Here is a 21,908-nt window from a genome sequence, read left to right as displayed (position 1 = left end):
CTTTTACGGGCAGAGCCGCCATACCGGACGACTCCGGGCGGCGGGAGGATAGGATGGGATTGTTAACAAACCTCAAAGATAGCATCTCACGCGCGGCATCGACGCTGTTCTCCGAAGAGGATCCGAAGCGGATCGGTATCTACGGCCCGCCGAACGCCGGCAAGACGACGCTGGCGAACCGCATCGCACGGGACTGGACTGGCGACGCCGTCGGTCCGGAGAGTCACGTTCCACACGAGACTCGCCGTGCGCGCCGAAAGGAGAACGTCGAGATCGAACGCGACGGGAAGAAAGTGACAATCGACATCGTCGACACGCCCGGCGTGACGACGAAGGTCGATTACACCGAATTCCTCGAACACGACATGGAGAAAGACGACGCCGTCCGTCGCTCCCGCGAAGCGACCGAGGGCGTCGCCGAAGCGATGCACTGGCTCCGCGAGGACGTCGACGGTGTCATTTACGTGCTTGACTCCGCGACCGATCCGTTCACGCAGGTCAACACCATGCTCATCGGCATCATCGAGAGCCAGGACCTGCCGGTGTTGATTCTTGCAAACAAGATCGATCTGGAGGAGTCCTCCGTCCAGCGCATCCGAAACGCCTACCCCCAGCACGAGACGATTCCGCTGTCGGCGCTCGAGGGAGACAACATGGACGAAGTCTACGACAAAATCGCGGAGTACTTCGGGTGATATAATGGCAGAAGTCAAAGACCCAGACGACGGCGTCCAGATCGACCTCATCAGCGGCGAACGCATGGCCGGACTGGCCTCGATGGAGAAGATTCGGATGATACTCGACGGGGTTCGTGACGGCAACATCGTCATCCTCGAAGAGGGACTCTCCCCGGACGAGGAGTCCCGCCTGATCGAAGTCACGATGACGGAGATCAGCCCCGACGAGTTCAACGGCATCGAAATCGAGACCTACCCCAAGTCCGAGGCCGCCGACGCCAGCATCCTCGACCGGCTGATGGGCAAACAGTCGACCCAGAAGCTGACAGTCATCGGGCCGGCGAACCAGATAGAGACGCTCCACAAGGACGAAACGCTCATCAGCGCCCTCGTCTCCCGGAAATAATGCCCCACCAGTGTACGGACTGTGGCCGTGGCTTCGACGACGGGTCGAAGGAGATGCTCTCGGGCTGTCCCAACTGCGGCGGGAACAAGTTCCAGTATCAGCCCGAGGGGGCCGACATCTCCGAGACGCCGGACGCGGAGCCACCGGAACCACCGGGACCTGACAGCACTGTCGCCCGTACCGTCGGCAAGACCGCCGCCTCGGTACGTGACTTCGTCAGTGGCTCCGCTCCGGACGGCGACCGTCCCGCCGAACAGTCCCATCTCGACGCCGACCGGTCGGCTGACTCACAGCCGAGTGACCCATCCCACACGTCCGGCTCGCCGTCGACCGAACCCGACCGCACGTCTGCGACCGAGGATTCAGCCCAGGCTAGTGCCCGCGGCGATATCGTCGAACCGGACGAACTTCCGTCCGACGCACCGTCGGCGTCCGAAGCAGAACACCAGTTCCGCCCTGTCGGTGCGGACCCTGACCCACCGGCGGAACCAGAGCAGGAAGACCGGCCCGACCTAGAGGAACTGCGCGCGGAACTCAACGACCAGTTCGAGTCGATCAAGGTACTGGAACCCGGCCAGTACGAACTGAACCTGATGGAACTGTACGACCGCGAGGAATACATCATCGCGCTGCAGGAAGACGGGCACTACTCGATTCAGGTCCCCGAAACCATCCGTTCCGAGTGACCGACACGGTCTTATCGCCGCTTTCACCCATTCGTTAGCCCGAATTACGCCGTAGAACGGCTGCACACTCCATTGAGTATCAACGCGGGCACAACCATTATATAATATGCCGTGGATGCTTCGGATAACGCCATGAGCCACCGAGAACTCTCGACATCGGATTCACACCTCGAAGAGTGGGCGTCACTCCTCGGTGCTGATCTCGACGACGACGGGCGCGACAGCGACTTGCTTGAGGACCAGGACGAACCCGCTTGACATCCTCTCCGCCCTGAAGGGCGAAGATTCCCGACTGCCGTTGGGATATTGTGGTCTACGGGACAACCTGTTCTTGTGGGCGTAATCTGCCCGTTGATTTATCGAACAGGCGCACCGATGGCTGTGCCAAACAGCCGTTACTCCTATCCTGTGACGGACTCGGAGTTACCGTCGCTCGCATATTCTCCGCCGCATTCAGATCACTGTTCGCAACCAAATCACACTCTGAACACACATACAACCCGCGCTCAACACGGTTAGAATCCGCTTCTGTGCCACACTCACAGCATGTTTTCGAGGTTTTTAATCCGCCTTCGGGAACGCGCTCTATACTGATGCCGCGTTCTTCGGCTTTGTATTCAATGTGGCTCAACAGCGTTTCAAACGCCCAATCGTGCAGCCGCTTGTTCCCGTGGCGTCCCCAATCAGAGTCGTCACGAATCTTTTTCGGATGACCTATTGCTATCGTCCCGACATTGCGAGTGGCGCATTGCTCCACAATATCTTTCGATAGTGCGTGCAAGAAATGGTCTTGCCGCCGGGACTTCTTTTGTCGAAGTCGCTGTGCCTCATTGCTCGGGCCGTTTTCACCCTCTGTGTTGTATTCTTCATGACGGAAGTAGTGAGTATCTTCTTTCAGGGCGTTGCCCGGATACAATAGCGTCTCGTCACCGATAGAGACAGCCGCCGTGTTGCAGATACCAAGATCAACACCAGCCGTCTTCTCGCCGGGACTCTCCGACGTTTCAATCTGCATTTCGCAGACGAAATGCAGTTCCCACTGGTTGCCAGTCCAGACAGAACGCACCGTCTGGACGGTTTCAACATCGGAAAGCGTCTGGTCGTCTGCTTGGATCGTGTATTCACAGAGGATGTAGTCTGCGGCGTACCGAGACTCCTTCATATTCGTGCCCTTTGAGAGACGAACGCGGTTGTACTCGGTATCCAGTTTGAAGCCCTTATTTTTCCACGTCACGGTTGAACGCGGGTGTTCGTCGCCGTGTTTGCGATAACCGGGCGGATTCGCGTCAGGATCGTCCTGCTCGTACCACGAGACGAACGCCTCACCAAGTTCTTGGAGAACTCGTTGACTGGACTGAGAATGTAGGTCCGCGTAGCGTTCGTGATTTTTGAGGTGCGAGCAGAGTTCGTCGGCGCTTGGGATATGGTCGATAGCGTCCCAAACACGAGAGATTGTCCATCGCCCGATGTTCCAGAGTTTGCTGGCGGCGAAGCCATGCGAATCAAGGTCGTCAGAGACTTGCGAGTGATTAGTGACACTCGCTTTCAGTGTCCGAGTGACGACCTGATTCGACACACGTAAGCATAGTATTATTACTTATATAATTGTTCGGGTGATGTCTAATAGTGGAATATCCAGCCGTAGCTACGGGTGTAGCATGACGCCAATTTGTCGGATTCATGCCCGCCGTGAACGGCGAGGCTTTCTCCTCGTTTTCCCGTAACGATCACGGTTCGTCAGGGAGCGCCACTCACAGTTACAGCCACGTCTCTCACACCGCTGGCGAGGCGAAAAATACAGCTCGGGACGGATGCCGTCCCGAAATCCGACGGTTGCGAGCGATGCCGGGTTACGAGATTTTGTCGTACTGGTCCGAGAGCTTCTCGGCAGCGTCGGCCATCAGGTCCTGCTCGTAGTCGTCGAGATCCCACTCGACGATCTCTTCGACGCCGTTGCTCCCGAGACGGACCGGGACACCGAAGGCGGTGTCCTCGTGCCCGAACTCGCCTTCGAGCTTGACCGACGCCGGTAGCACTTCGCCGGTGTCGTGGAGGATGGCTTCGACCATGTGCGCGACGCCGCGTGCCGGCCCCCACTCGGTCGCGCCCTTGCGCTCGATGACATCCATCGCCGATTCCTGCAGGTCGCCGAGCAGTTGCTCTTTCTCGTCGTCGCTGAACTCGGGGTCGGTGCCGTCGACGCGGACCTTCGAGAACACGGGGACCTGTGCGTCGCCGTGTTCCCCGAGGATTGTCCCTTCGACGTTCTGAACTGGCGCGTCGAACTCCTCGCTCAGCACGTAGCGGAACCGCGCGGAGTCCAGGCGGCCGCCGAAGCCGATGACCTGCTCGCGCGAGCGGTCGCCGGCCTCGTAGAGGTGGCGGTTGAGCAGGTCGACGGGGTTCGAGGTAGTCAGCGAGACGTAGTCGTCGTTGTGCTCGTCCAGCGAGGACTGGATGTCCTCCATGATCGGCGCGTTGTCGCCGGCGAGGTCGATACGGGTCTGGCCGGGCTGGCGGGGAATCCCGGCCGTGATGACCACGACGTCCGAGCCGGCGGTGTCCTCGTAGCCGCCCTGGCGGACACGCGTGTTCGAATCGTAGGCGATGCCGTGGTTCGTGTCGGCGGCCTGCCCGACCGTGTCGTCTTCCTTGTCCGGGATGTCGACGAAAACGACTTCGTCAGCGATGTCACGGAGCGCGATGTTGTACCCTGCGGCTGCGCCGACTGTGCCGGCTGCGCCGACTACGCTTACCTTTGTCATACCATTCGGAAAGGCTCGGGCGCGAACGTTAAACGTGTCGAAACCCCGATTCCGCCGCACAGCGTTCAGCCAGTACCGACGTCTCGCACCCGTAAACTGTTTTCAGCCCCGTGGCGTTGTGACACGTATGAGCGACTTCGACAAGGAAGCCGAACGCGAGAAACTCCGCGAGAAATTCGAGCAGGAGGAGGACAACCGGGCGGCGACCGAGCAGATGAGCGAACTCCTGTTGAAGGGCGCGACGATGACGAACGCCCACTGCAGCGAGTGTGGCGACCCCATCTTCCGCTACGACGGCCAGGAGTTCTGCCCGACCTGTCAGAAGCCGGTCGCTCGCGACGCGCAGGCCGACGGGGCGGAGACGGACGACGGCGACGAGGAGACGGCGGACAGTACGGGCGACGGGGACAACATCGAGATGGCCGCCCCCAGCGACGAGGCCCGCGTCCAGTTCGGCGACGACAGCAACGAGCCGGACCAGACTGCAGCCGAAGCCGGAGCGGCGGACGGGCAGACCACACCGGACGCTGCTCCCTCCGCACCTCAGGAACCATCCCAGTCGGACTCGTCGACGAACGCATCGCATTCTCCACCCGAAGCGGGGGGCGATAGGACCACACAACCCCGGAGCCAGCCCGATTCACCCGCCCAGAACGCCCGAACCGGCGCTCCGAACCCCGCTGACCGGACCACTGAATCCGAGCGGCAGCCCGGGAACAGTTCACAGGACCCCCCCGCTTCCGCTCGACAGCCCGCGCCATCCGAAGGTGGGGCCGGTGACGTTGCGGCAAATCTCGATGCGGCGTCTGCGCTCCTGGCCGAGACAGTTCACCGCTTCGCCGAGCGCGCCGCGGCGACCGAGAACCCACGCGAGGCTCGCGAGCATCTGCAGGCAGCGAGAGAAGCGGCGGAAGCGCTGGACGCGACGCGGTTCTGAGCGGAGCTACGGGTCGTAGTCGCTGGCGATGACTTCTCGAATCCGGTCGGCGGTCACGTCGCCGATGCCGGACACCTCCAGCAGGTCGTCTTTGTCGGCGGTCATCACCGCCTCGACGCTACCGAAGGCTTCCAGCAGCGTGCGCGCGGTCACCGGCCCGACTTCGGCGATTGAAGCGACGACGTACTCCTGTTGCTCCGGGAGCGTCTTCGACTGTTTCTCGCCGTGGACGCTCACCTCGCGGTCGGCCACCTCCTGCTCCCGCCCGGCGATGACTTCCAGCAGGTCGGCGGTCTCGTCCTCGTCGCTGGTCCGCAGCACGCTCGCGCCGAAATCGACCGCGAGCGACGCGAGCGCGCCCTGGATCGCCTTGTGATGGACGTTCCGCGCACCGAAGAGGTCCTCGCCCTCGATGACGACGACGGGCCGACCGTAGTTGCGCGTGGCGTCCCCGACCTGCTCGAACATCGACCGGTCGCCGCCGGTCAGCGTGTCCATGAAGTCAGCGACGGTCTTGCGCTCGACGACCACGCGGTCCGAGAGGACGTAGTCGCCGACGGCCAGCGTTTCGAGTCGGGTCTCGATACCGTCCCGCGTCGAGAGGTCCCGGGCGATGTTCGAGTCGAGTTCCCGCTGGTCGGCGACGATTTCGACGGGGTCGTCCTCGTCGTCGCGTCCGGCGCTGGCGACCGTTCCCTCGTCGTCCCCTGTTCCGGCGTTCCCTTCGCCACCTGTCGTTCCGGTGGTTTCCTCGTCAGTCTCCGTCACGCCCTCGTTGACTTCGGCCGCTTCCGACGGGTCGTCTGCGAAGGCGTCCAGTCCGGCCTGACCGTCACTGCCATCGTCATCCTCGACTGACTTGTTAGCTCCGCTACCCCTCTCGTTTCGAGTGGAATCCCCGCTCTGTGTGGCGGTTTCATCCTCGCTGGTTCCACCCGAAGCGGTCCCTTCGCCGTCCTCGTACTCGTCGAGCCCGGTCTGGTCGAGGCGGGCCTCCAGTTCGCCGGCGACGCTTTTGAGTTCGTTCAGCTCGCGTTTCATCCGCTTCTGGTCGTTGCGGGCCTTCCAGAAGTACGCCTCGTCGCGGGTGTCCTCGGCCAGCAGGACGACGACGCGGCCCTCGGCCTGTCGGCCGGTCCGGCCCTTCCGCTGGATGGCTCGAATCGCGGTCGGCACCGGTTCGTAGAACAACACCAGGTCGACTTCGGGCACGTCCAGCCCTTCCTCGGCGACGGACGTCGAGACGAGCACTTCGAACTCGCCGTTGCGGAACCGGTCCAGCGTCTCCTGTTGCTGGCTCTGTGTCATCCCCTCGCTGCCGTCGGTGTCGCTCTGGCCGACGAACTTCTGGGTCGTGAAGTGGTCCGAGAGGAAGTCGACGAGCGTTTCGGCGGTGTCGCGGGACTCGGTGAAGACGATGACGCGCTCGCCGTTCTCGATGCCCAGCGTCTCGGCGAGCAGCATTCGCGTCTGGCGGAACTTCGGGTGCAGGTCGTCGTAGTCGCTGGCCTTCCGCATCGCCTCCCGTACTTTCGGCTCGCTGACGAGGCGCTGGTCGGCCTTCGACGCGCCCGAGGAGCGGGCGGCCTCCTTCAGCCGCTCGAAGTACCGCCGCAGGGACTCGACGCTCTGCGTTTCGACGTACGTGACGGCAGTCCGGAGCTTGCGGACCTCCGCGAGAAAGCTCATCCCCTGGTAGCCCTCGCTCTGGTCGTTGTTCATCAGGTCCCGAAGCTGGCCCTGAATCTGCTGGATTTCGCGCTCGGAGATGTCCGCCGAAGACTTGTTCGTGACGCCGAGTTCCCGCAGCTGGTCCAGCCGGTCCTCGATGACCTCATTGATTGCGTCACGGATCTCGACGACGATATCGGGCAGTTCGATGCGGTTCCAGTCGACGCTGGTGTCGTGGGTGTACTCGGCCACGTCGGCGTCGTTTTCGGTCATCACCGCGACCTCGTTCAGCCCGAGGTTCTCGCACACTTCGAGTATTGCCTCCTCGTCGTCGCCGGGGGAGGCGCTCATCCCCGTCACCAGCGGGTTCTCGGCGTCGGCGTGGTAGCGGTCGGCGATGTAGTTGTAGGCGTAGTCGCCGGTCGCCCGGTGGCACTCGTCGAAGGTGCAGTGGGTCACGTCGGCAAGGGAGATGCGGTTGCCCACGAGGTCGTTCTCGACGACCTGCGGCGTCGCGATGACGATGCGGGCGTCCTCCCAGAGGGCGGCCCGGTCGTCGGGTCGGACCTCGCCGGTGAACACGACCACATCTTCGTCGTCGATATCTAGGGCTTCACGGTAGAACTCGGCGTGTTGCTGGACCAGCGGCTTCGTCGGGGCCAGCATGAGCGCTTTCCCGCCGACGGCGTGCAGCCGTTCGGCGGTCACCAGTAGCGAGACGGTCGTCTTGCCCAGCCCGGTCGGGAGACAGACGAGCGTGTGGTCTCCGCTCGCCGTTTCCGCCAGTTCGGTCTGGTAGCGGCGGTTCTCCAGGAACTCCGGCGTCACCAGCGGGCGCTCGACGTGCTCGCCACCGGCGTCGGTGGTCGCCATTACCCACGCGTTCGTCCCGCCGGTGGTTAAGGGTTCAGATACCGCGGTGAAAGTGAACGGACGGCCTTAGAGGCCGAAGCCGGGCAGGTACTGGACGCCGACCCACATCGCCAGCGCCCCGAGCACCGGAATCGAGAAGTTGTCGTCGATGACGTAGCCGGCGATACGCGGCTTGACGCCGTCGGCGAACGTCGCAGCGATACCGCCAAGCACTGCGGCGGCGGGGGGAACGAACGGCGCGGCGAGTAGCGTACAGACGCCGAACATCACCAGCAGGACCCAGGCCTGTTTGACGTTGCTGGCATCAGCCGAGCCCAGCAGGCCGCTGATGGGGTCGCCGATAGCGAGCATCAACATCGCCGGGACGGCGACCGTCTCGGTCATACTCGGGAGTTCGACGGCGAAGGCGACGATGGCGATCCCGACGATGTACAGCGCGTAGCCGGCGGGGTTGTCCTGCTCGTACTCCCGGGTGAGCCGGTCGTACACCACCCAGTCCAGTCCGGTGGTCAGCCGCACCGCTTCGAGAATCAGCACCACGACCAGCGCCACAGCCAGGAATCCCTGGACGACGCGCCATGTAATCAGGTCCGGCCGGAGCAGGTGTGCGAGCGGGACCGCCGCACCGGTGACGTGGACGAGCCGCCGGGATACCTCGTCGGCCATCTACAGGTCGTCGAAGGTCAGATCGCCGGTTGCGAGCCGTTCGAGCCGGTCGGCGAGCCCGTCGATGGGGAGGCGTTTCTGCTCGGTCGTGTCTCGTTCGCGCACCGTGACCTCGCTGTCTTCCAGACTCTCATAATCCACGGTGACGCAGTAGGGCGTGCCGACCTCGTCCTGCCGGCGGTAGCGCCGGCCGATGGCACCGGAGTCGTCGTAGGTGACCGAGAGACCGGCGGCCCGGAGGTCCTCGGCGATATCGGTGGCGAGGTCAGCCATCCCGTCCTTGTCCATCAGGGGGAAGACGCCGACCGTGGTCGGGGCCTGCTCCGGCGGGAGGTCGAGGTAGGTCCGCTCCTCGCCGTCGACCTCGTCGGTCTCGTATGCGTGTGCGAGCACGGTGTAGATGATCCGGCCCACGCCGAAGGAGGGTTCGACGACGTGTGGGCGGATGTGCTCGCCGTTCTCGGTGACCTCGTCGACGCTGAAGTTCGTCTGTTCGACGGGGACGGTGTGGGACTCGCCGTCGACCTCGACGGTGACCTCGTCGTCATCGAAGGCGTCAGGATTCCGCTCGGCCAGCGCTTCGAGTGCGTCGGCGACCGCGCCGGCGTCCCCGCCGAACTCCGGCCCGAGGTAGCTCATGTCGGGATCGACGGTCGCGCGCTCGACGGTAATCGGCTCGTCGTACTGCTTGAACACTGTGTAGTCCTCGCCGGAGTGCTCGGCGTGTTTCGAGAGGTCGTAGTCGCCCCGGTAGGCGAAGCCCGTGATCTCGATCCAGTCGCCGTCGACCTCGCTCTCGGCGTCCCAGCAGTCGGAGGCGTAGTGGGCGCGCTCGCCGGCGAGGTGCTGACGGTAGCGAAAGCGGTCCATGTCGACGCCAACGCGCTCGTACCACTCTCTGGAGACGCCCAGATAGTAGGCGACCCACTCGCTCTCGACGACGCCCTCGTCGACGGCCTCGCGGACCGTGAGTTCGCGCTGGCCGCCGTCCTCGCTCTCCTGTGCTGCGGCGGAGTACAGCGGCAGCACCACGTCCTCGACCTCGGCCAGCGGCGGATCGTCTTCCTCGGGGTCGACGAAGTGCTCCAGTTCGGCCTGGGTGAACTCCCGGACGCGGACAAGCGACTTCCGCGGGGAAATCTCGTTCCGGTAGGCCTTCCCAATTTGTGCGACGCCGAAGGGGAGCTGATTCCGGGCGTACTCCGAGAGCTGCGGGAACTCCACGAAGATGCCCTGTGCGGTCTCCGGCCGGAGATAGCCCGGCGACGACGACCCCGGACCGATGTTGGTCTCGAACATCAGGTTGAAGTTGTCGACCGGCTGGTCGGCCAGGGACGTGTGACAGGAGGGACATTCGATGCCGTGCTCGGCGATGAGGTCCATCACTTCCTCGTTGGGGAGGGATTCGGCCTCCTCGATGTCCGTGTTGTCCTCGACGAGGTGGTCGGCGCGGTGGGTCGCGCCACACTCGCCGCACTCGACGATCATGTCGTCGAAGCCGTCGAGGTGTCCCGAGGCCTCGAAGACGGGCTCGGGCATCACGTCGGGTGCTGAGATCTCTTGATGGCCTTCCTTGACGACGTAGCGGTCCCGCCAGGCGTCTTCGATGTTCGATTTCAGCGCAGCGCCCTGTGGCCCGTAGGTCCAAAAGCCCGCCGCGCCGCCGTAGGCACTCGACGAGGGGAAGTAGAAGCCGCGACGCTTGGCCAGCTCGGTGAGGCGTTCGCCTTCGCTCATAGGCCTCGCAGCAGGTCGATGTCCCGGACGATGCCGGTGAGTTCGTCGCCCGACAGCAGCGGGATCTGTTCGATGTCGTGCTCGATCATCAGCTGGGCCGCCTCCTCGGCGGTGCGGCGCTTGTTCACCGTCACGACCTCGGCGGTCATGAACTCGCGGACGGGCTCGGCAGGGAGCTCGACGTTGCGGGTGGGCATGTACCGACCGCCGACGGCTTTGATGCCCTCCCAGGCCCAGTCGTCGTCCTGATTGGCGATGGAGTCGCCGGTGTCGTCCTCGCCCTCGACGACGCGGGCGACCGCGATGATGTCGACCTCGGTGAGCATCCCCGACATGTCGCCGTCGTCGCCGAGCACGACGCCGTATGGGACGTTCGCGTGGGAAAGCTCCCGTTCGGCGACGGTCAGCGGCGTGCCTTCGTACACGCAGTTGATGTCGCGGTTGGCGAGATCACCGACGATCTTGTCGCCGTCGACGTCGCCGTTGGCGATGGACCGAATCACGTCGGTCACTGTGATGATCCCTTTGAGCTGGCCGTCGACGATGGGGAGGCGTCGCTCGCCGTCCTCGACCATCACCTGCGCGGCGGCTTCGATAGACGTGTCCTCGCTGATCGCCGGGACTTCCTCGACGAGCAGGGCTAGCTGGTCTTCGTCGGGGCTCTCGATGAGCGCATCGCGTGAAATAATCCCTCTGAACTCCTCGCCCTCGTCGGTCTCCTTGATGACCGGGACCGACGAGAAGGCCTGCTCCTGGAGGTACTCCAGTGCGTCATCACGGGTCCCAGGAATGGTGACCGTGACGACCTCCGAGCGTGGCGTCATAGCGTCTGCGACGTTCATACTGCCAGAACTTCCTTCCCGCATCTACTAAGTCCTTAACATCCGTCCGTTTTCGGCATCCGGGTAGCACGCCGGGCGGCCATCGGCTATCGCCGGCGACCGCGCAGACGCCATCTCGGAAACCCAGGGACTGCACCGCCCCGGAAACAACTACGTCTTCTGTCATATTGGTATTCTGAATCTGGGTATGAATAGAACTGCGGAGACAGACTCTAATGGTTGAGATATAAGGTCCTATCCGTATTGGGTCACGAACCATCTCGTCCCAGTACTGACAGGATACGAACTATTGTCAGACAGTTGGCTCTGGATCATACTCCTGCCCTCTATGGGTTTCGCTAAGTTTTTATATGGTTGTTACATATTATCATGCATGGAGTCGGATACTGTCGCTCCGGTTGAGATGGTCGCGGACGGAGACATCATGGCATCCGTCGAAGAGGGTCCAACGGATCAGTTTATCGTCGCTGACGTGACCCGAGACGACGCCTATCTCACAACCCCGCTCGCGGACGCTGCCTCGCTCCCGGCCTGGCGATAGGCCGCTGTCTGTCGGTTCGATTTTCGCTGACGGTCCCACCAAGCAGGATACCCTATCAGCGGCGCGGGCGCTCCGTCCCGAGTGTCCGCACGCAGTCGTTCGGACGGAGAAAACAAGCGTTATGCCGCCCCAGTAAGTTCGATTCGGTATGAAGGTACTCGTCACGGATCCTATCGCTGATGCCGGTCTCACGCGGCTCCGTGAGGCAGGCCACGATGTCGAAACAGCCTACGAGGTCGAGGGCGACGCGCTCCTCGACGCGGTGGCCGACGCGAACGCGCTCATCGTCCGCTCGGGCACCGAAGTCACCGAGGAAGTGTTTGCGGCCGCGCCCGACCTCATCATCGTCGGCCGGGCCGGCATCGGCGTGGACAACATCGACATCGACGCCGCCACGGACCACGGCGTCATCGTCGCCAACGCCCCCGAGGGCAACGTCCGCGCCGCCGCAGAACACTCCGTCGCGATGGCGTTTGCCACGGCTCGCTCCATTCCACAGGCCCACGACCGCCTGAAAAGCGGCGAGTGGGCCAAAGGCGAGTTCCTCGGCACGGAAGTCAACAACAAGACGCTCGGCGTCGTCGGCTTCGGCCGCGTCGGCCAGCAGGTCGCCAAGCGACTCGGCAGCCTGGGCATGGACATCGTCACGTTCGACCCGTACATCAGCCAGGAGCGCGCTGACCAGTTCGGAGCGGAACTCGTCGACGAGCTCGACGACTGTCTCGCCAAGTCCGATTTCATCACCATCCACACGCCGCTGACCCCCGAGACGGAGAACATGATCGGCGAGGAAGAGCTCGCCGAACTCGAAGGCGGCTACGTCGTCAACTGTGCCCGCGGCGGCATCATCGACGAGCCGGCCCTGGCCGAAGCCGTCGAGGACGGCGTCCTGAAGGGCGCAGCGCTCGACGTGTTCGGCGAGGAACCGCTGCCGGACGACAGCCCGCTGCTGGACGTCGAGGACATCATCGTCACGCCCCACTTGGGCGCGTCGACGGAAGCGGCACAGGAGAACGTGGCCACCTCCACGGCCGACCAGATCATCGCCGCGGCCAACGGCCAGCCCGTCGCTAACGCCCTGAACGCGCCGTCGCTGGACGAGGCGACGTTCAAGCAGGTCGGGCCGTACCTCGACCTCGCCGATACTGCCGGTCGCATCGCCGTGCAGTTGTTCGGCGGTCACATGTCCGAAGTGCAGGTCACCTACGCTGGCGACATCGCCGAGGAAGACGTGGAGTACGTCACCGCCAGCGCACTGAAAGGGGTGTTCGCCCCGTCGGATCTCCAGGTCAACGCCGTCAACGCCCCGCAGATCGCCGAGGACCGGGGTATCGACGTGACCGAGTCCAAGACCCGCTCTTCCGAGGACTACCAGAGCCTCATCACCGTCACCGTCTCCGACGGCGAGGAATCCGTCTCCGTCTGTGGGACCCAGTTCGGCGGCGAGGAGCCCCGTATCGTCCGCATCGACGACCACCGCATCGAGGCCGTCCCCCACGGGCACATGCTGGTCGTCCGCAATCGCGACGAGCCCGGCACTATCGGGTTCATCGGGACCGTGCTGGGCGAGGCCGACATCAACATCGCCGGGATGTTCAACGGCCGCGAGACCATCGGCGGGGAGGCCCTGTCCGTCTACAACCTCGACGAACAGCCGCCACAGGACATCATCGAGCGACTCAACGGCGACAGCCGCATCATCGAGACGACCTACGTCGAACTCGGCGACGAGTAACACCAGCGGAATTTTCCGAAAGCCAGTCGCAGTTTATTTGCCGTCGATAAGGTGCTCGTACCGGTCGACGACGGCTTGGCGGTGTTCGCGCTCCTGTTCGAGCGCGGTTTCGAGTGTCGCCACCTGCGAGCGCAACAGCGCGATCTGTATCTGATAGATCGTACTGGGCGTCTGTCGGGCCGATGGTGACGGGGAGCCCGACCGGTCCCCGGAGTCGAACGGCGGCGCTGAATCGCGGGACGAGGCCATACCCGTGACAGGACCGCCACAGGCAAAAACACCCGTCGGACGGCCGTCACGCGCCCGTCTGTCGACCTGATGAATCCGGGTGCTACTGTCGCTCACATGAAGTCCGCGATACCTGACTGCTTGTTGTGGTCGTTCTCGAACACCGACTCTATTTTCCGTTCCAGGATCTTGAGCCGCTGTTTCGTGTAGTCGCGGGCTCCGAACTCGTCGGCGACGCGGATGGCCGTGTCGATGTACTTGTTGACCGAGCCCTCGTGGACGGTGAGGTTGACGCGGCCGCCACACTCTCGACAGTCGCCGGTCAGGGGCGCGCGGCGGAACGACTCGCCGCAGTCCAGACAGCGAGTCTCTTGCCGGGAGAACGCCCGGAGGTTCCCGATGAGGTCCGGCAGGAAGTGGTACTCGATGATGCGCTCGGCCACGTCGCTCTCGACGACGGCCCGGAGCTTCCGGGAGATCTCAAGCTGGGCGTCCATCTTGTCCTCCATCGACCCGAGCGTCTTGTACGCCGAGAGGTCCGGCCCGGCGGCGATGTTCGCCGTGTCGTGGGTGTGGCGAAACTCGGTGTACTCGCGGTCGGTCCCCAGTGTCTCCTCGGCGATCTTCATCACGTCCTCGACCTCGGTCGGGTCTTTCATCTCGCGGGTGGCTTCGTAGAACTCCCGGGGATAGCTCTCCATGATGTCCATGTTGTGGGCCTCGTCGTCGATTTCGCTGGGGTCGATGCGCGAGGACATTACCAGCGGGGCGTCCATCTGTCCGCCACGCTGGTTCGGGAGGTAGGACTTCGAGAAGTTCAGCAGGCCGTCCATCAGGAGCATCACGCAGTCCTCGTCGCCGTCGCACTGGCCGACATAGGTTCCTTCGACGGCAACGCGGTGCGTGTCGGCGACCGTGAGACAGTAGACGTGGTCCACGTTGCTCTCGACGTACTCGACAGTCTCGACGGTGTCCGTCGGGGCTGCGCCGTCGGTGGCTGCCGTCGAGGCCTCGCCGCGTGCCGTCATCGTGGTCGTCTCGCCGCCGTCGTAGGCGGGGAGGTCGTCGCCGGCAGTCAGGTCGCCCGCCGGGATTTCCTCAATCCCATCGGAGCCGGCACGGAGCATCGTGTGGTCGGGCGTAACCCTGAGGGTTCGGTCGCCGACGGAAATCTCGACGAGGTGGTCCGGCGCGGGGTGTTTCGAGACGGCGTCGACGGGCTGGCGACAGGGACCGTTCTCGCCCAGCGACGACACGGTGAGGTCGCCGTCTAACTCTTGAACGAGCGTCCCGAAGTCGTCCTCGTCGGGGTCATCCAGTCGGTTTTCGACCAGTTCCTCGATGGTCCCGTACTCCCAGTCGTCATTCTCGTCTTCGTACCACAGCCGCGTGTCCGGGTGGAAGCAGTTCCGGCGTTTGGCGGCGTGGAAGTACGGGTGCGCGTAGCCGACGGCGGCGGAGGTGAAGCCGACCACGCGCCCGACCGTCGCCGCGCTGGTGTGGGGGGCCATCCCGAAGACGAGTTCGCCGACGAGGTCCTCGCGGTCGTCGAACTCGTAGAACCGCTCCAGCCCGTAGTACTGCTCCAGCAGGTCGTCGACGAAGCGAGCGGTCTGGAGCATGTGCTCGGCCGCGCCGTCGGAGAGGACGATGTCCTGAACCTTCAGCTCGACCAGTTGGTCGTCGTGGGTCAGCGGGTCGCCGTGGATGTCCTCCGTGTAGCCCAGGCCGCGGAGTCGCTCGGCGGAGACGTCCAGTTCCGCGGCCCGGACCGCCGTCACCGGCAGGTCCGTCATGTCGTAGCGCACTGTCCCGTCCTTGAACGCCGACACGTCGTGTTTCGCCCGAAGGATACCTTTCTCCATCGGCTCCGGGACCTTCTCCTCGGAGGTGAGCCCCTTGACCGCTTTCAGTTGCTCGAAGGCTGTCTCGCGCTCGCCGACGTTCTGCAGGGCATCGCGGTAGGCCTCTTGCAGGTCGAGTACCTTGTACTGGGTCGGCGAGGCGAGCGTCTCACAGCGCGTACACTCCGCGCGGCCGGACTCGTCGCGTTCGACCTCGGCCTCGCAGTCGGGACAGACGTACACCGGTTCGGTGGTGCCGCCACAGTCGGGACAGCCCGCCTGGTGGGTCTCGGTTCCGCAGTCGGGACAGCGCCGGCGGGCGATCTCCACCTCGACGTGGCCGGGCGTGTCGCTCATCCCGTCGGCGTGTTTCGTCGCCTTGGCAACGTCCCGCTGTGCCCCACCGGCCTCGCCGATGGGGCTGAGCGTGTGGACGGCCGGCGAGAGGTCCCGCCGCTCGGATTTCTCGGGGCGACCCATCCGGTTGCCGATGCGGGTCGGGGCTCGCTCCCGGACCTGAAACGGCGCGATTTCGTTGATTGCCTCGATTGCGTTCTGGCCGTCTTCGCGTTCGGCGTCCTCGGCTACCCCGATTGCGTCGAGCGACTCGCTCTCGCCGTAGGTCTTGGCGCGCTCGGAGAGGTCCGCAGGCGTCCAGTCCCGCTCTAACGAGCGGGAGAACCCGAGTGTCCGCACCAGCGGCACCCAGTCGGTGACGGTAATCCTGTCGTCGTCTTGGGTGTGCTCGACGAGGAGGTGTTCCAGCGTCCGCTGGACGGCATCGGTGCGGGGCAGGACGAGCGCGCCATCGTCGCTGTACGTCTCGCCCGCTGTGTCGTCAGCCTCCGCCTCTGGGTCGGCGTACGCCCCGTCGGCCTGTGCGACCTGTGCGTCCTCGACGGCGTCGGCGAGCGCGCACACCTGGTCGACGCTCACGTCGTGCCAGAGGTAGGTGTATTTCGGGTGCAACGGCACGTCGTAGTCGGTCGCCCACTCGATTGCCTCCTCGGCGCTCGGGTCGGCGAGGTCGACGTGGGGCGAGTCCTGCATCGCCTGCACGTCCGCGCCCGCGGCATTGAGGTCCTGCTCCCACCACTCGACAGTGTAAGAGGCCGGCGCGAGCGGGTGGTTGTTCTCGACGAACTCCCCGTAGTTGACCAGGTACTCGCCCAGGTCGAGTATCTTCTCGACGCCGTTGCGCACTTCCAGCGCCTCCTCGGCATCGTCGATGCGGCGCACGTCCCCGTTGGCCAGGCGGACGGTGGGTCCCTCGATGGTGTCGACCGGGACGACGCCAGCGGCTTTCCCCGGCCGCTCGGTCTTGATCTGGGTCCCGGTCGCGAGGAAGTCGTCGACGAGATGCATCGTCGCCGGATGGACGCCGGCGGTCGCGAAGCCATGGTTACGTGACCGCCCGTAACGAAGCCGGAATCCGCCCGCTTTCGACGGGTGAGAGAACACTGGCCGGCCGGCAATGAGGTCCCGGAGGTATTTGTCGGCTGGCTCGACGCGGGGCGGTCCGGCCTGCTCGTCACTCTCGTCTTCGCTGTCCTCGTTCGCTCCTTCGCTCCCGTCGTCGCTGTCCGCATCGTCCGAGCCGTCCGCCTGGTCGGCTTCGTCTTTGCCGATGGTCCCGTCGATGAGGTCCTGCAGCCACGGCCAGTCGACCTCGTCCAGGTTCCGGGTGTAGCGCTGGATCTTCGGCGCTTTCAGGGCAATCCCCTCGGCCAGTACCAGACACATCCCGCCGCGCGGCGAGTTCGAGTCGACGCGTTCGAGGTCCCGATAGCCCGAGACTTCCTCGTCGCCGGTCGCCTCGCCGTCGAGCATGATCGGCATGTGCTCGGCGATGAACTTCGTCTCCTTCTCCTTGGGCGAGTACTGCAGCCCGGTGTCCTTGTCGTAGAGATCGATCTCCTCGGCGTAGCGCCCGATCTCGTCGTCGCGGGCCTTGTACTGGTCGATGCCCAGCAGTGCGCGGGCGTAGTCGGCGACCAGCACCGACAACGCCTGCGCGGTCCCGCCAGCCGACCGAATCGGGCCGGCGTAGTAGACGTTGATGAACTCCGTCCCATCGTCGTTTTCCAGCAGTTCGACGCGGTCGATGCCCTCGATCGGTGCGGCGACGACGCCCTCGGTCAGCAGGGCAACGGCGGTCCGGACCGCGCCTTCGACTTTCCCCTCGCGGCTGTCGTAGTCGCCGACAGTCCCTTCGACGAAGTCCTCGACCAGTTCCAGCGCGGCCTCCTCGCGGGACATCTGCCCCTCCAGCTCTCGAACCCGCTCGGCAACGCCGTCGATGCCGAGGATGTTCTCGACCCGGTCTGCCATGTCGCGCGCGGTTGGAATCTCGACCTCCGGCTTCGGGTCACCGCCGCGCTCTTTGGCCCGCTCGGCGACGTCGAAGGCGGCTTCGAGTTGTGTTTCCAGCGTTTCGAAGTACTGTTCGTCGGCCTCTCGCATCTTAGATATTCCAGAGGTCCAGGTCGGTTGGCTCGTCGTGCTCCCGCTTGAGCTCTGTATCGAATCCGCGGACGTACAGTTCGCCCGCCCAGACGGTGCCGGCGTTCAGGTGGCCGGCAATCGCTTCGCCGTCGGGCCGTGAGAGAACGGCGTGGGTGTGGGCGAACCGCTCCCCGTCCAGCTGCGAGATGTTGCCCATACAGGCGGCGACTTCCAGCGGTTCGTCGAAGGTCACCGAGTCGTACTCGGTCCGGTCCTGGTCGTAGAACATGAGCTCCGCGTCTTGGACCGCCCCGAGCCCGTAGAAGAAGCCGGCGTCGATGCCCTGTTCGTCCGCGAAGGCCTCGATTTCGCCCCGCCAGTCCGCGCCGTGTGCCAGTCGGCAGACGTACTCGGACGTACTGTCGACTTCCCGGTAATCCATATACGTACTCGATGGCAGGCCGCTCCAAAAGCGTTGCTTTCGGTGCGACCGTTTATATCCGAGGCCGGGATTACCGCCGCCGTGACGTAGCCACGACCCGGCGCGCTCAGCGATTGCGCGGCACACCGCGCCGGGACCGACCCGTGCCGCCTGTTCGCCATTGTGCCGGGACAGACGACCGACCGGCGTTATCCCGGCAGCGACACCCGACTGACCGGATGGTTCCGGTCGGCGTCGTAGAACGAGAGTTCGTCGACGGTCCACCGGATCGGCTCGATGTCCCGCTCGACCAGCCGAGCGGCCGCGTCGCGGTCCCCGCCGCGGGCGACGGTTACGTGCGGGACGTACGCGTCGCCCTCCATTTCGTCGACCGGGTCGACCCGCTCGCAGAGCCGCTCGTGCAGGGCGACAAGCCCCGGGCTCTCGACGGCGAGATACACCACCGGTGATGGACCGGTCACGGCCGTCTCGAACTGCTCGACGCCCGAAATCCGCGCCTCGAACGCCGACTGGCCGCGAAGCGCCTCACGTCCCTGCGCTTCCAGCCGTGCGTAGGCCGTGTGGTCGCCGCCGCCCAGTCGCTTGGCGACCAGCGTGTGCTCGCCCCGTCCCCGCCGCTGTGCGAGCGGCAGGTCGGCCGCGAGGTCGGCCGCCAGCGACGTGACTGCCGACGGGAGCGGGACGTTGATGCTGTACACAGTGGGCGCTCGTCCGCTGTGGGCAAAAAGAGCGCGGTCCTACAGCCGGTCGAGCAGCCACAGGACGATGAGGACGATCAGAATCACGCCGAGGAACGGCTGTAGTATGCCGAGCAGGCCGGTCAACAGCCCGAGCGCTGTATCGAGCACTTCGAGCCCTAGCCAGACCACAATGAGGACAAGGACAATCTTCAGCAGAGTGTCCACGTCGAGTTTGGCTCTGTCCATGCTCGATAGGATTCCCTCGCGGGGCAAACCCCTTGTGGCCATGGGGGCAGGCGATCCAGTCCAACCACCAAACTTGCCTGGGATGTAAGGCCCCTGACTATCAGTTCACACAATCGGCAATAAACGATATACCTGCTGAGGGGATAGCCGCGGTAGGATGGGCCGGAGCGCTGGAACGCTAGTAGTCGTATTCGTCGCGATAGCATTGCTTGTACCGACAGCGACCGGAGTCGGTTTCGGCAGCCTCGGCCAGCAGTCCGTCGACGCGGATGTGGTCGTGATGACTGCTGACGTGGACCCCGACGGGACCGCCGACTGGACGGTCGCCTACCGAATTCGACTTGACGACGATAACGCAACGCAGGCATTCGAGGACCTGCGGGCGGATATTCAGGCCAACCCATCGGCGTACACGGACCGCTTCGAGAACCGGATGCAGGACACTGCCGGGGCAGCCGAAAACACGACCGGCCGCGAGATGGCCATCGAGAACGTCACCGTGAGCGCGCGCGAGGAGACGTTCGGCCAGACGTACGGCGTCATCACCTATCGGTTCCAGTGGACGAACTTCGCCGGCGTCTCCGGCGACCGCATCGAAATCGGCGACGCGCTCTCGGGGCTGTTTCTGGACAGCGAGACCTCGTTGACCGTGCGCTGGCCGGCGGACTATCAGGCTGACTCCGTCGCGCCACAGGCCGACGAACGGGAGAACGCCTCTGTCACTTGGCGCGGCCAGCAGACGTTCGGGGAAAACGAGCCGCGAGTGGTCGTCAGTCCGGGGGACGCCGCTGACGGGGAGGACGAATCGAACGGACTCCTCGTCGGCGGACTCCTCGCGCTGGTCGGTATCGCCGCCGCAGCGTATGCCCTTCGGCGGTACGGCGTGCTCGGCGGCGGTAAGCCGGCCGAACCGCCGGCGTCGATGGTCGACTCGGACGAGTCTGAAGCGGAGCCGGCCGCCGTGACGGACGCCGACGCTGGCGCACCACCGGCCGAACTCCTGAGCAACGAGGAGCAGGTCCTGCAACTGCTCGAATCCAACGGCGGGCGGCTCAAACAGCAGCAGGTGGCCGGCGAACTTGACTGGACCGACGCCAAGACGAGTCAGGTCATCGGGGGCCTGCGCGACGAAGACAAAGTCGAGACGTTCCGCATCGGCCGCGAGAACGTGGTGACGCTGCCGGACACCGACGTGACTGGTGGGGAGGGTGACGGGAGCGACGGAGCCGACAGCGGCGGCGAAACCCAGTGATAAAGGAACCGACCGTTTACTGGAATCTGCCGTCTCATATCACTGCTGTCGGGCGGTTTTAATTCGGCTTAATCGGCGCTAACCCGGCATCACTGACTCCTATTTATAGGGTGTTCGGTGGTCAAGTAACGGCTATAATGAGACGAGCCACTCCGGTATTGCTGGCAGTCGTGCTCGTGGTGAGCACGCTCGCCGCGGTGCCCGCCGCGACGATGGCACAGGAGACTGAAACGGTGACCGAACAGGCCGACGAGAACGCGACGCCCCCGGCGCACAGCTGGCGGGCGTCGTCAGCGTGCAGGAAGCCGAACTTGACGGTGAGGTCCAGTCCCGGACGTTCGGGGTCCGCATCGCGCAGGCGAACACTGACGACGCGAAGGCGTCCGTCGTCGCCGACCAGGTGAACGACTCCGAGGCCCGGCTCGCGGAACTCCAACAGCGCAAGCAGGCGCTCGCCGAGGCCCGCGAGAACGGCTCGATGAGGGAGGGCGAGTACCGGGCGAAGGCTGCACAGCTCCACGCCGAAACGAAGAACGTCCAGCGACTGGCTAACGAAACGAACGAAACCGCCAGCCAGCTCCCCGCCGAAGCCCTGGATAGGCAGGGCGTCGACGCGGCGGCAATCAAGACCCTCTCACAGCGTGCGAGCGAACTGAGCGGTCCGGAAGTCGCCGCTATCGCACAGGGTATCGCCGGCCCGAATGTTGGTCAGCAGGCTCGACCTGACGCTGCCGGCGACCGCGGCGGCGATGCGGTGAACCGCTCCGAGGCAGACGACCGTCCCGGGGTCGAGCGGGAACGAACTCAGGCAGGTGAACGGACAGACGATATCGATGCCACGCCGGCCAACGAGACGGCCACCGATGGCGGTGAAACTGAGCCGCCGACCGATGTCGGGTCCGACACTGTCGACGCTGGCCAATAGCACAAAAGAAGTCGAAGATACTGTTTAACCTCGTCACACAGCGGTCTGCGTGTCGCTACTGGCCGCTACGGGCGACGCGATGGCTACTGTGTCCATGTGTCTGGGGACCATACACACGCCACTGCGAACACGGAAACTATTAGTACTCGAATCACACAGCAGGTAGTACATGACGCGGACCTCTCGCTCCACGATGCTCGCTGCGGACAGCGAGGGGTCCCTCCGTTTCTCCCCACGACGACGACCGGGCCGTTTCTAGGCCCACTACTACTTACTCTTCACTCGACAGGTTCGTTTCGTCGCTAGACGC

Annotated in this window: 19 protein-coding genes and 1 pseudogene; 9 read left to right on the top strand and 11 right to left on the bottom strand. The window is 64.4% G+C overall.

The window, feature by feature from the left end:
• Nucleotides 1-53: 53 nt before the first annotated feature.
• The 4 genes from SG26_RS07875 to SG26_RS21930 all read left to right on the top strand — a co-directional run bounded on the left by SG26_RS07875 (nucleotide 54) and on the right by SG26_RS21930 (nucleotide 2,027).
• Nucleotides 54-695 (top strand): Era-like GTP-binding protein, encoded by a 642-nt coding sequence (locus SG26_RS07875; protein WP_004590329.1) that lies wholly within the window; start codon nucleotides 54-56, stop codon nucleotides 693-695.
• A 4-nt stretch (nucleotides 696-699) separates the two neighbouring features.
• Nucleotides 700-1,083: a DUF2073 domain-containing protein gene (locus SG26_RS07870; protein ID WP_004517591.1), complete on the top strand. Its 384-nt coding sequence runs from the start codon at nucleotides 700-702 to the stop codon at nucleotides 1,081-1,083.
• Nucleotides 1,083-1,769: a Zn-ribbon containing protein gene (locus SG26_RS07865; RefSeq protein WP_014041707.1), complete on the top strand. Its 687-nt coding sequence runs from the start codon at nucleotides 1,083-1,085 to the stop codon at nucleotides 1,767-1,769. Before SG26_RS07870 ends, SG26_RS07865 begins: the two co-directional genes overlap by 1 nt.
• A 132-nt stretch (nucleotides 1,770-1,901) precedes the next feature.
• Nucleotides 1,902-2,027: a hypothetical protein gene (locus SG26_RS21930; protein ID WP_014041706.1), complete on the top strand. Its 126-nt coding sequence runs from the start codon at nucleotides 1,902-1,904 to the stop codon at nucleotides 2,025-2,027.
• A gap of 55 nt (nucleotides 2,028-2,082) precedes the next feature.
• Here the strand turns inward: SG26_RS21930 and SG26_RS07860 are convergent, their stop codons facing one another.
• Entirely contained in the window at nucleotides 2,083-3,345 is a 1,263-nt protein-coding gene (locus tag SG26_RS07860; protein WP_050037283.1) for an RNA-guided endonuclease TnpB family protein, read from the bottom strand.
• Between the two features lie 274 nt (nucleotides 3,346-3,619).
• Entirely contained in the window at nucleotides 3,620-4,534 is a 915-nt protein-coding gene (mdh, locus tag SG26_RS07855) for a malate dehydrogenase (protein ID WP_014041705.1), read from the bottom strand.
• 127 nt (nucleotides 4,535-4,661) lie between these two features.
• On the opposite strand from mdh, the gene SG26_RS07850 reads away from it, so the two are divergent.
• Complete coding sequence (locus tag SG26_RS07850; protein ID WP_014041704.1) at nucleotides 4,662-5,471, top strand: Sjogren's syndrome/scleroderma autoantigen 1 family protein; 810 nt, start codon at nucleotides 4,662-4,664, stop codon at nucleotides 5,469-5,471.
• 6 nt (nucleotides 5,472-5,477) lie between these two features.
• Here the strand turns inward: SG26_RS07850 and SG26_RS07845 are convergent, their stop codons facing one another.
• The 4 genes from SG26_RS07845 to SG26_RS07830 all read right to left on the bottom strand — a co-directional run bounded on the left by SG26_RS07845 (nucleotide 5,478) and on the right by SG26_RS07830 (nucleotide 11,260).
• Nucleotides 5,478-8,015 carry a DEAD/DEAH box helicase gene (locus tag SG26_RS07845; RefSeq protein ID WP_050037282.1) on the bottom strand — a complete coding sequence of 846 codons (2,538 nt, stop codon included), beginning with the start codon at nucleotides 8,013-8,015 and terminating at the stop codon, nucleotides 5,478-5,480.
• A gap of 66 nt (nucleotides 8,016-8,081) precedes the next feature.
• Nucleotides 8,082-8,681 carry a dolichol kinase gene (locus SG26_RS07840; protein ID WP_014041702.1) on the bottom strand — a complete coding sequence of 200 codons (600 nt, stop codon included), beginning with the start codon at nucleotides 8,679-8,681 and terminating at the stop codon, nucleotides 8,082-8,084.
• A complete protein-coding gene (gene glyS / locus SG26_RS07835; protein ID WP_050037281.1) occupies nucleotides 8,682-10,418 on the bottom strand; it encodes a glycine--tRNA ligase in 1,737 nt (578 codons plus the stop codon). It abuts the gene before it with no gap.
• Nucleotides 10,415-11,260, bottom strand: coding sequence for a CBS domain-containing protein (locus tag SG26_RS07830; RefSeq protein WP_014041700.1), 846 nt, complete (start codon nucleotides 11,258-11,260; stop codon nucleotides 10,415-10,417). The genes glyS and SG26_RS07830 overlap by 4 nt, the downstream gene beginning before the upstream one ends.
• Nucleotides 11,261-11,633: 373 nt before the next feature.
• Here SG26_RS07830 and SG26_RS21545 point away from each other — a divergent pair, with 373 nt between their 5' ends.
• Both SG26_RS21545 and serA read left to right on the top strand, forming a co-directional pair.
• Nucleotides 11,634-11,801: a hypothetical protein gene (locus tag SG26_RS21545; protein ID WP_014041699.1), complete on the top strand. Its 168-nt coding sequence runs from the start codon at nucleotides 11,634-11,636 to the stop codon at nucleotides 11,799-11,801.
• A gap of 148 nt (nucleotides 11,802-11,949) precedes the next feature.
• The gene (serA, locus tag SG26_RS07825) at nucleotides 11,950-13,536 is read left to right on the top strand and encodes a phosphoglycerate dehydrogenase (protein ID WP_050037280.1); all 1,587 of its coding nucleotides are present in this window, start codon (nucleotides 11,950-11,952) and stop codon (nucleotides 13,534-13,536) included.
• 33 nt (nucleotides 13,537-13,569) lie between these two features.
• Here the strand turns inward: serA and SG26_RS07820 are convergent, their stop codons facing one another.
• The 5 genes from SG26_RS07820 to SG26_RS07800 form a co-directional block, all read right to left on the bottom strand.
• Entirely contained in the window at nucleotides 13,570-13,785 is a 216-nt protein-coding gene (locus tag SG26_RS07820; RefSeq protein WP_050037279.1) for a hypothetical protein, read from the bottom strand.
• 92 nt (nucleotides 13,786-13,877) lie between these two features.
• Nucleotides 13,878-18,071: a DNA-directed DNA polymerase II large subunit gene (locus tag SG26_RS07815; protein ID WP_050037278.1), complete on the bottom strand. Its 4,194-nt coding sequence runs from the start codon at nucleotides 18,069-18,071 to the stop codon at nucleotides 13,878-13,880.
• 1 nt (nucleotide 18,072) lies between these two features.
• Complete coding sequence (locus SG26_RS07810) at nucleotides 18,073-18,495, bottom strand: PPC domain-containing DNA-binding protein (RefSeq protein ID WP_014041695.1); 423 nt, start codon at nucleotides 18,493-18,495, stop codon at nucleotides 18,073-18,075.
• A 188-nt stretch (nucleotides 18,496-18,683) separates the two neighbouring features.
• The gene (locus SG26_RS07805; RefSeq protein ID WP_050037277.1) at nucleotides 18,684-19,193 is read right to left on the bottom strand and encodes a 2'-5' RNA ligase family protein; all 510 of its coding nucleotides are present in this window, start codon (nucleotides 19,191-19,193) and stop codon (nucleotides 18,684-18,686) included.
• Nucleotides 19,194-19,232: 39 nt separating this feature from the next.
• Entirely contained in the window at nucleotides 19,233-19,421 is a 189-nt protein-coding gene (locus SG26_RS07800) for a hypothetical protein (protein WP_014041693.1), read from the bottom strand.
• Between the two features lie 157 nt (nucleotides 19,422-19,578).
• On the opposite strand from SG26_RS07800, the gene SG26_RS07795 reads away from it, so the two are divergent.
• Together SG26_RS07795 and SG26_RS07790 are read left to right on the top strand one after the other, a co-directional pair.
• The gene (locus SG26_RS07795; protein ID WP_050037276.1) at nucleotides 19,579-20,673 is read left to right on the top strand and encodes a hypothetical protein; all 1,095 of its coding nucleotides are present in this window, start codon (nucleotides 19,579-19,581) and stop codon (nucleotides 20,671-20,673) included.
• A 137-nt stretch (nucleotides 20,674-20,810) separates the two neighbouring features.
• Nucleotides 20,811-21,598, top strand: a pseudogene (locus tag SG26_RS07790) (hypothetical protein).
• Nucleotides 21,599-21,908 lie beyond the last annotated feature (310 nt).

The sequence above is a fragment of the Haloarcula sp. CBA1115 genome (assembly GCF_000827835.1).
Lineage (GTDB): Archaea > Halobacteriota > Halobacteria > Halobacteriales > Haloarculaceae > Haloarcula > Haloarcula hispanica.
The sequence above is the reverse complement of the archived record's forward strand: the minus strand, read 5'-3'. Positions and strand labels throughout refer to the sequence as shown.

What these genes read in the sequence shown, in the direction of transcription:
- SG26_RS07875 (WP_004590329.1), top strand. Translation starts at nt 54, where the DNA reads ATGGGATTGTTAACAAACCTCAAAGATAGCATCTCACGCGCGGCATCG.
- SG26_RS07870 (WP_004517591.1), top strand. Translation starts at nt 700, where the DNA reads ATGGCAGAAGTCAAAGACCCAGACGACGGCGTCCAGATCGACCTCATC.
- SG26_RS07865 (WP_014041707.1), top strand. Translation starts at nt 1,083, where the DNA reads ATGCCCCACCAGTGTACGGACTGTGGCCGTGGCTTCGACGACGGGTCG.
- SG26_RS21930 (WP_014041706.1), top strand. Translation starts at nt 1,902, where the DNA reads ATGAGCCACCGAGAACTCTCGACATCGGATTCACACCTCGAAGAGTGG.
- mdh (WP_014041705.1), bottom strand. Translation starts at nt 4,534, where the DNA reads ATGACAAAGGTAAGCGTAGTCGGCGCAGCCGGCACAGTCGGCGCAGCC.
- SG26_RS07850 (WP_014041704.1), top strand. Translation starts at nt 4,662, where the DNA reads ATGAGCGACTTCGACAAGGAAGCCGAACGCGAGAAACTCCGCGAGAAA.
- SG26_RS07845 (WP_050037282.1), bottom strand. Translation starts at nt 8,015, where the DNA reads ATGGCGACCACCGACGCCGGTGGCGAGCACGTCGAGCGCCCGCTGGTG.
- SG26_RS07840 (WP_014041702.1), bottom strand. Translation starts at nt 8,681, where the DNA reads ATGGCCGACGAGGTATCCCGGCGGCTCGTCCACGTCACCGGTGCGGCG.
- glyS (WP_050037281.1), bottom strand. Translation starts at nt 10,418, where the DNA reads ATGAGCGAAGGCGAACGCCTCACCGAGCTGGCCAAGCGTCGCGGCTTC.
- SG26_RS07830 (WP_014041700.1), bottom strand. Translation starts at nt 11,260, where the DNA reads ATGAACGTCGCAGACGCTATGACGCCACGCTCGGAGGTCGTCACGGTC.
- SG26_RS21545 (WP_014041699.1), top strand. Translation starts at nt 11,634, where the DNA reads ATGGAGTCGGATACTGTCGCTCCGGTTGAGATGGTCGCGGACGGAGAC.
- serA (WP_050037280.1), top strand. Translation starts at nt 11,950, where the DNA reads ATGAAGGTACTCGTCACGGATCCTATCGCTGATGCCGGTCTCACGCGG.
- SG26_RS07820 (WP_050037279.1), bottom strand. Translation starts at nt 13,785, where the DNA reads ATGGCCTCGTCCCGCGATTCAGCGCCGCCGTTCGACTCCGGGGACCGG.
- SG26_RS07815 (WP_050037278.1), bottom strand. Translation starts at nt 18,071, where the DNA reads ATGCGAGAGGCCGACGAACAGTACTTCGAAACGCTGGAAACACAACTC.
- SG26_RS07810 (WP_014041695.1), bottom strand. Translation starts at nt 18,495, where the DNA reads ATGGATTACCGGGAAGTCGACAGTACGTCCGAGTACGTCTGCCGACTG.
- SG26_RS07800 (WP_014041693.1), bottom strand. Translation starts at nt 19,421, where the DNA reads ATGGACAGAGCCAAACTCGACGTGGACACTCTGCTGAAGATTGTCCTT.
- SG26_RS07795 (WP_050037276.1), top strand. Translation starts at nt 19,579, where the DNA reads ATGGGCCGGAGCGCTGGAACGCTAGTAGTCGTATTCGTCGCGATAGCA.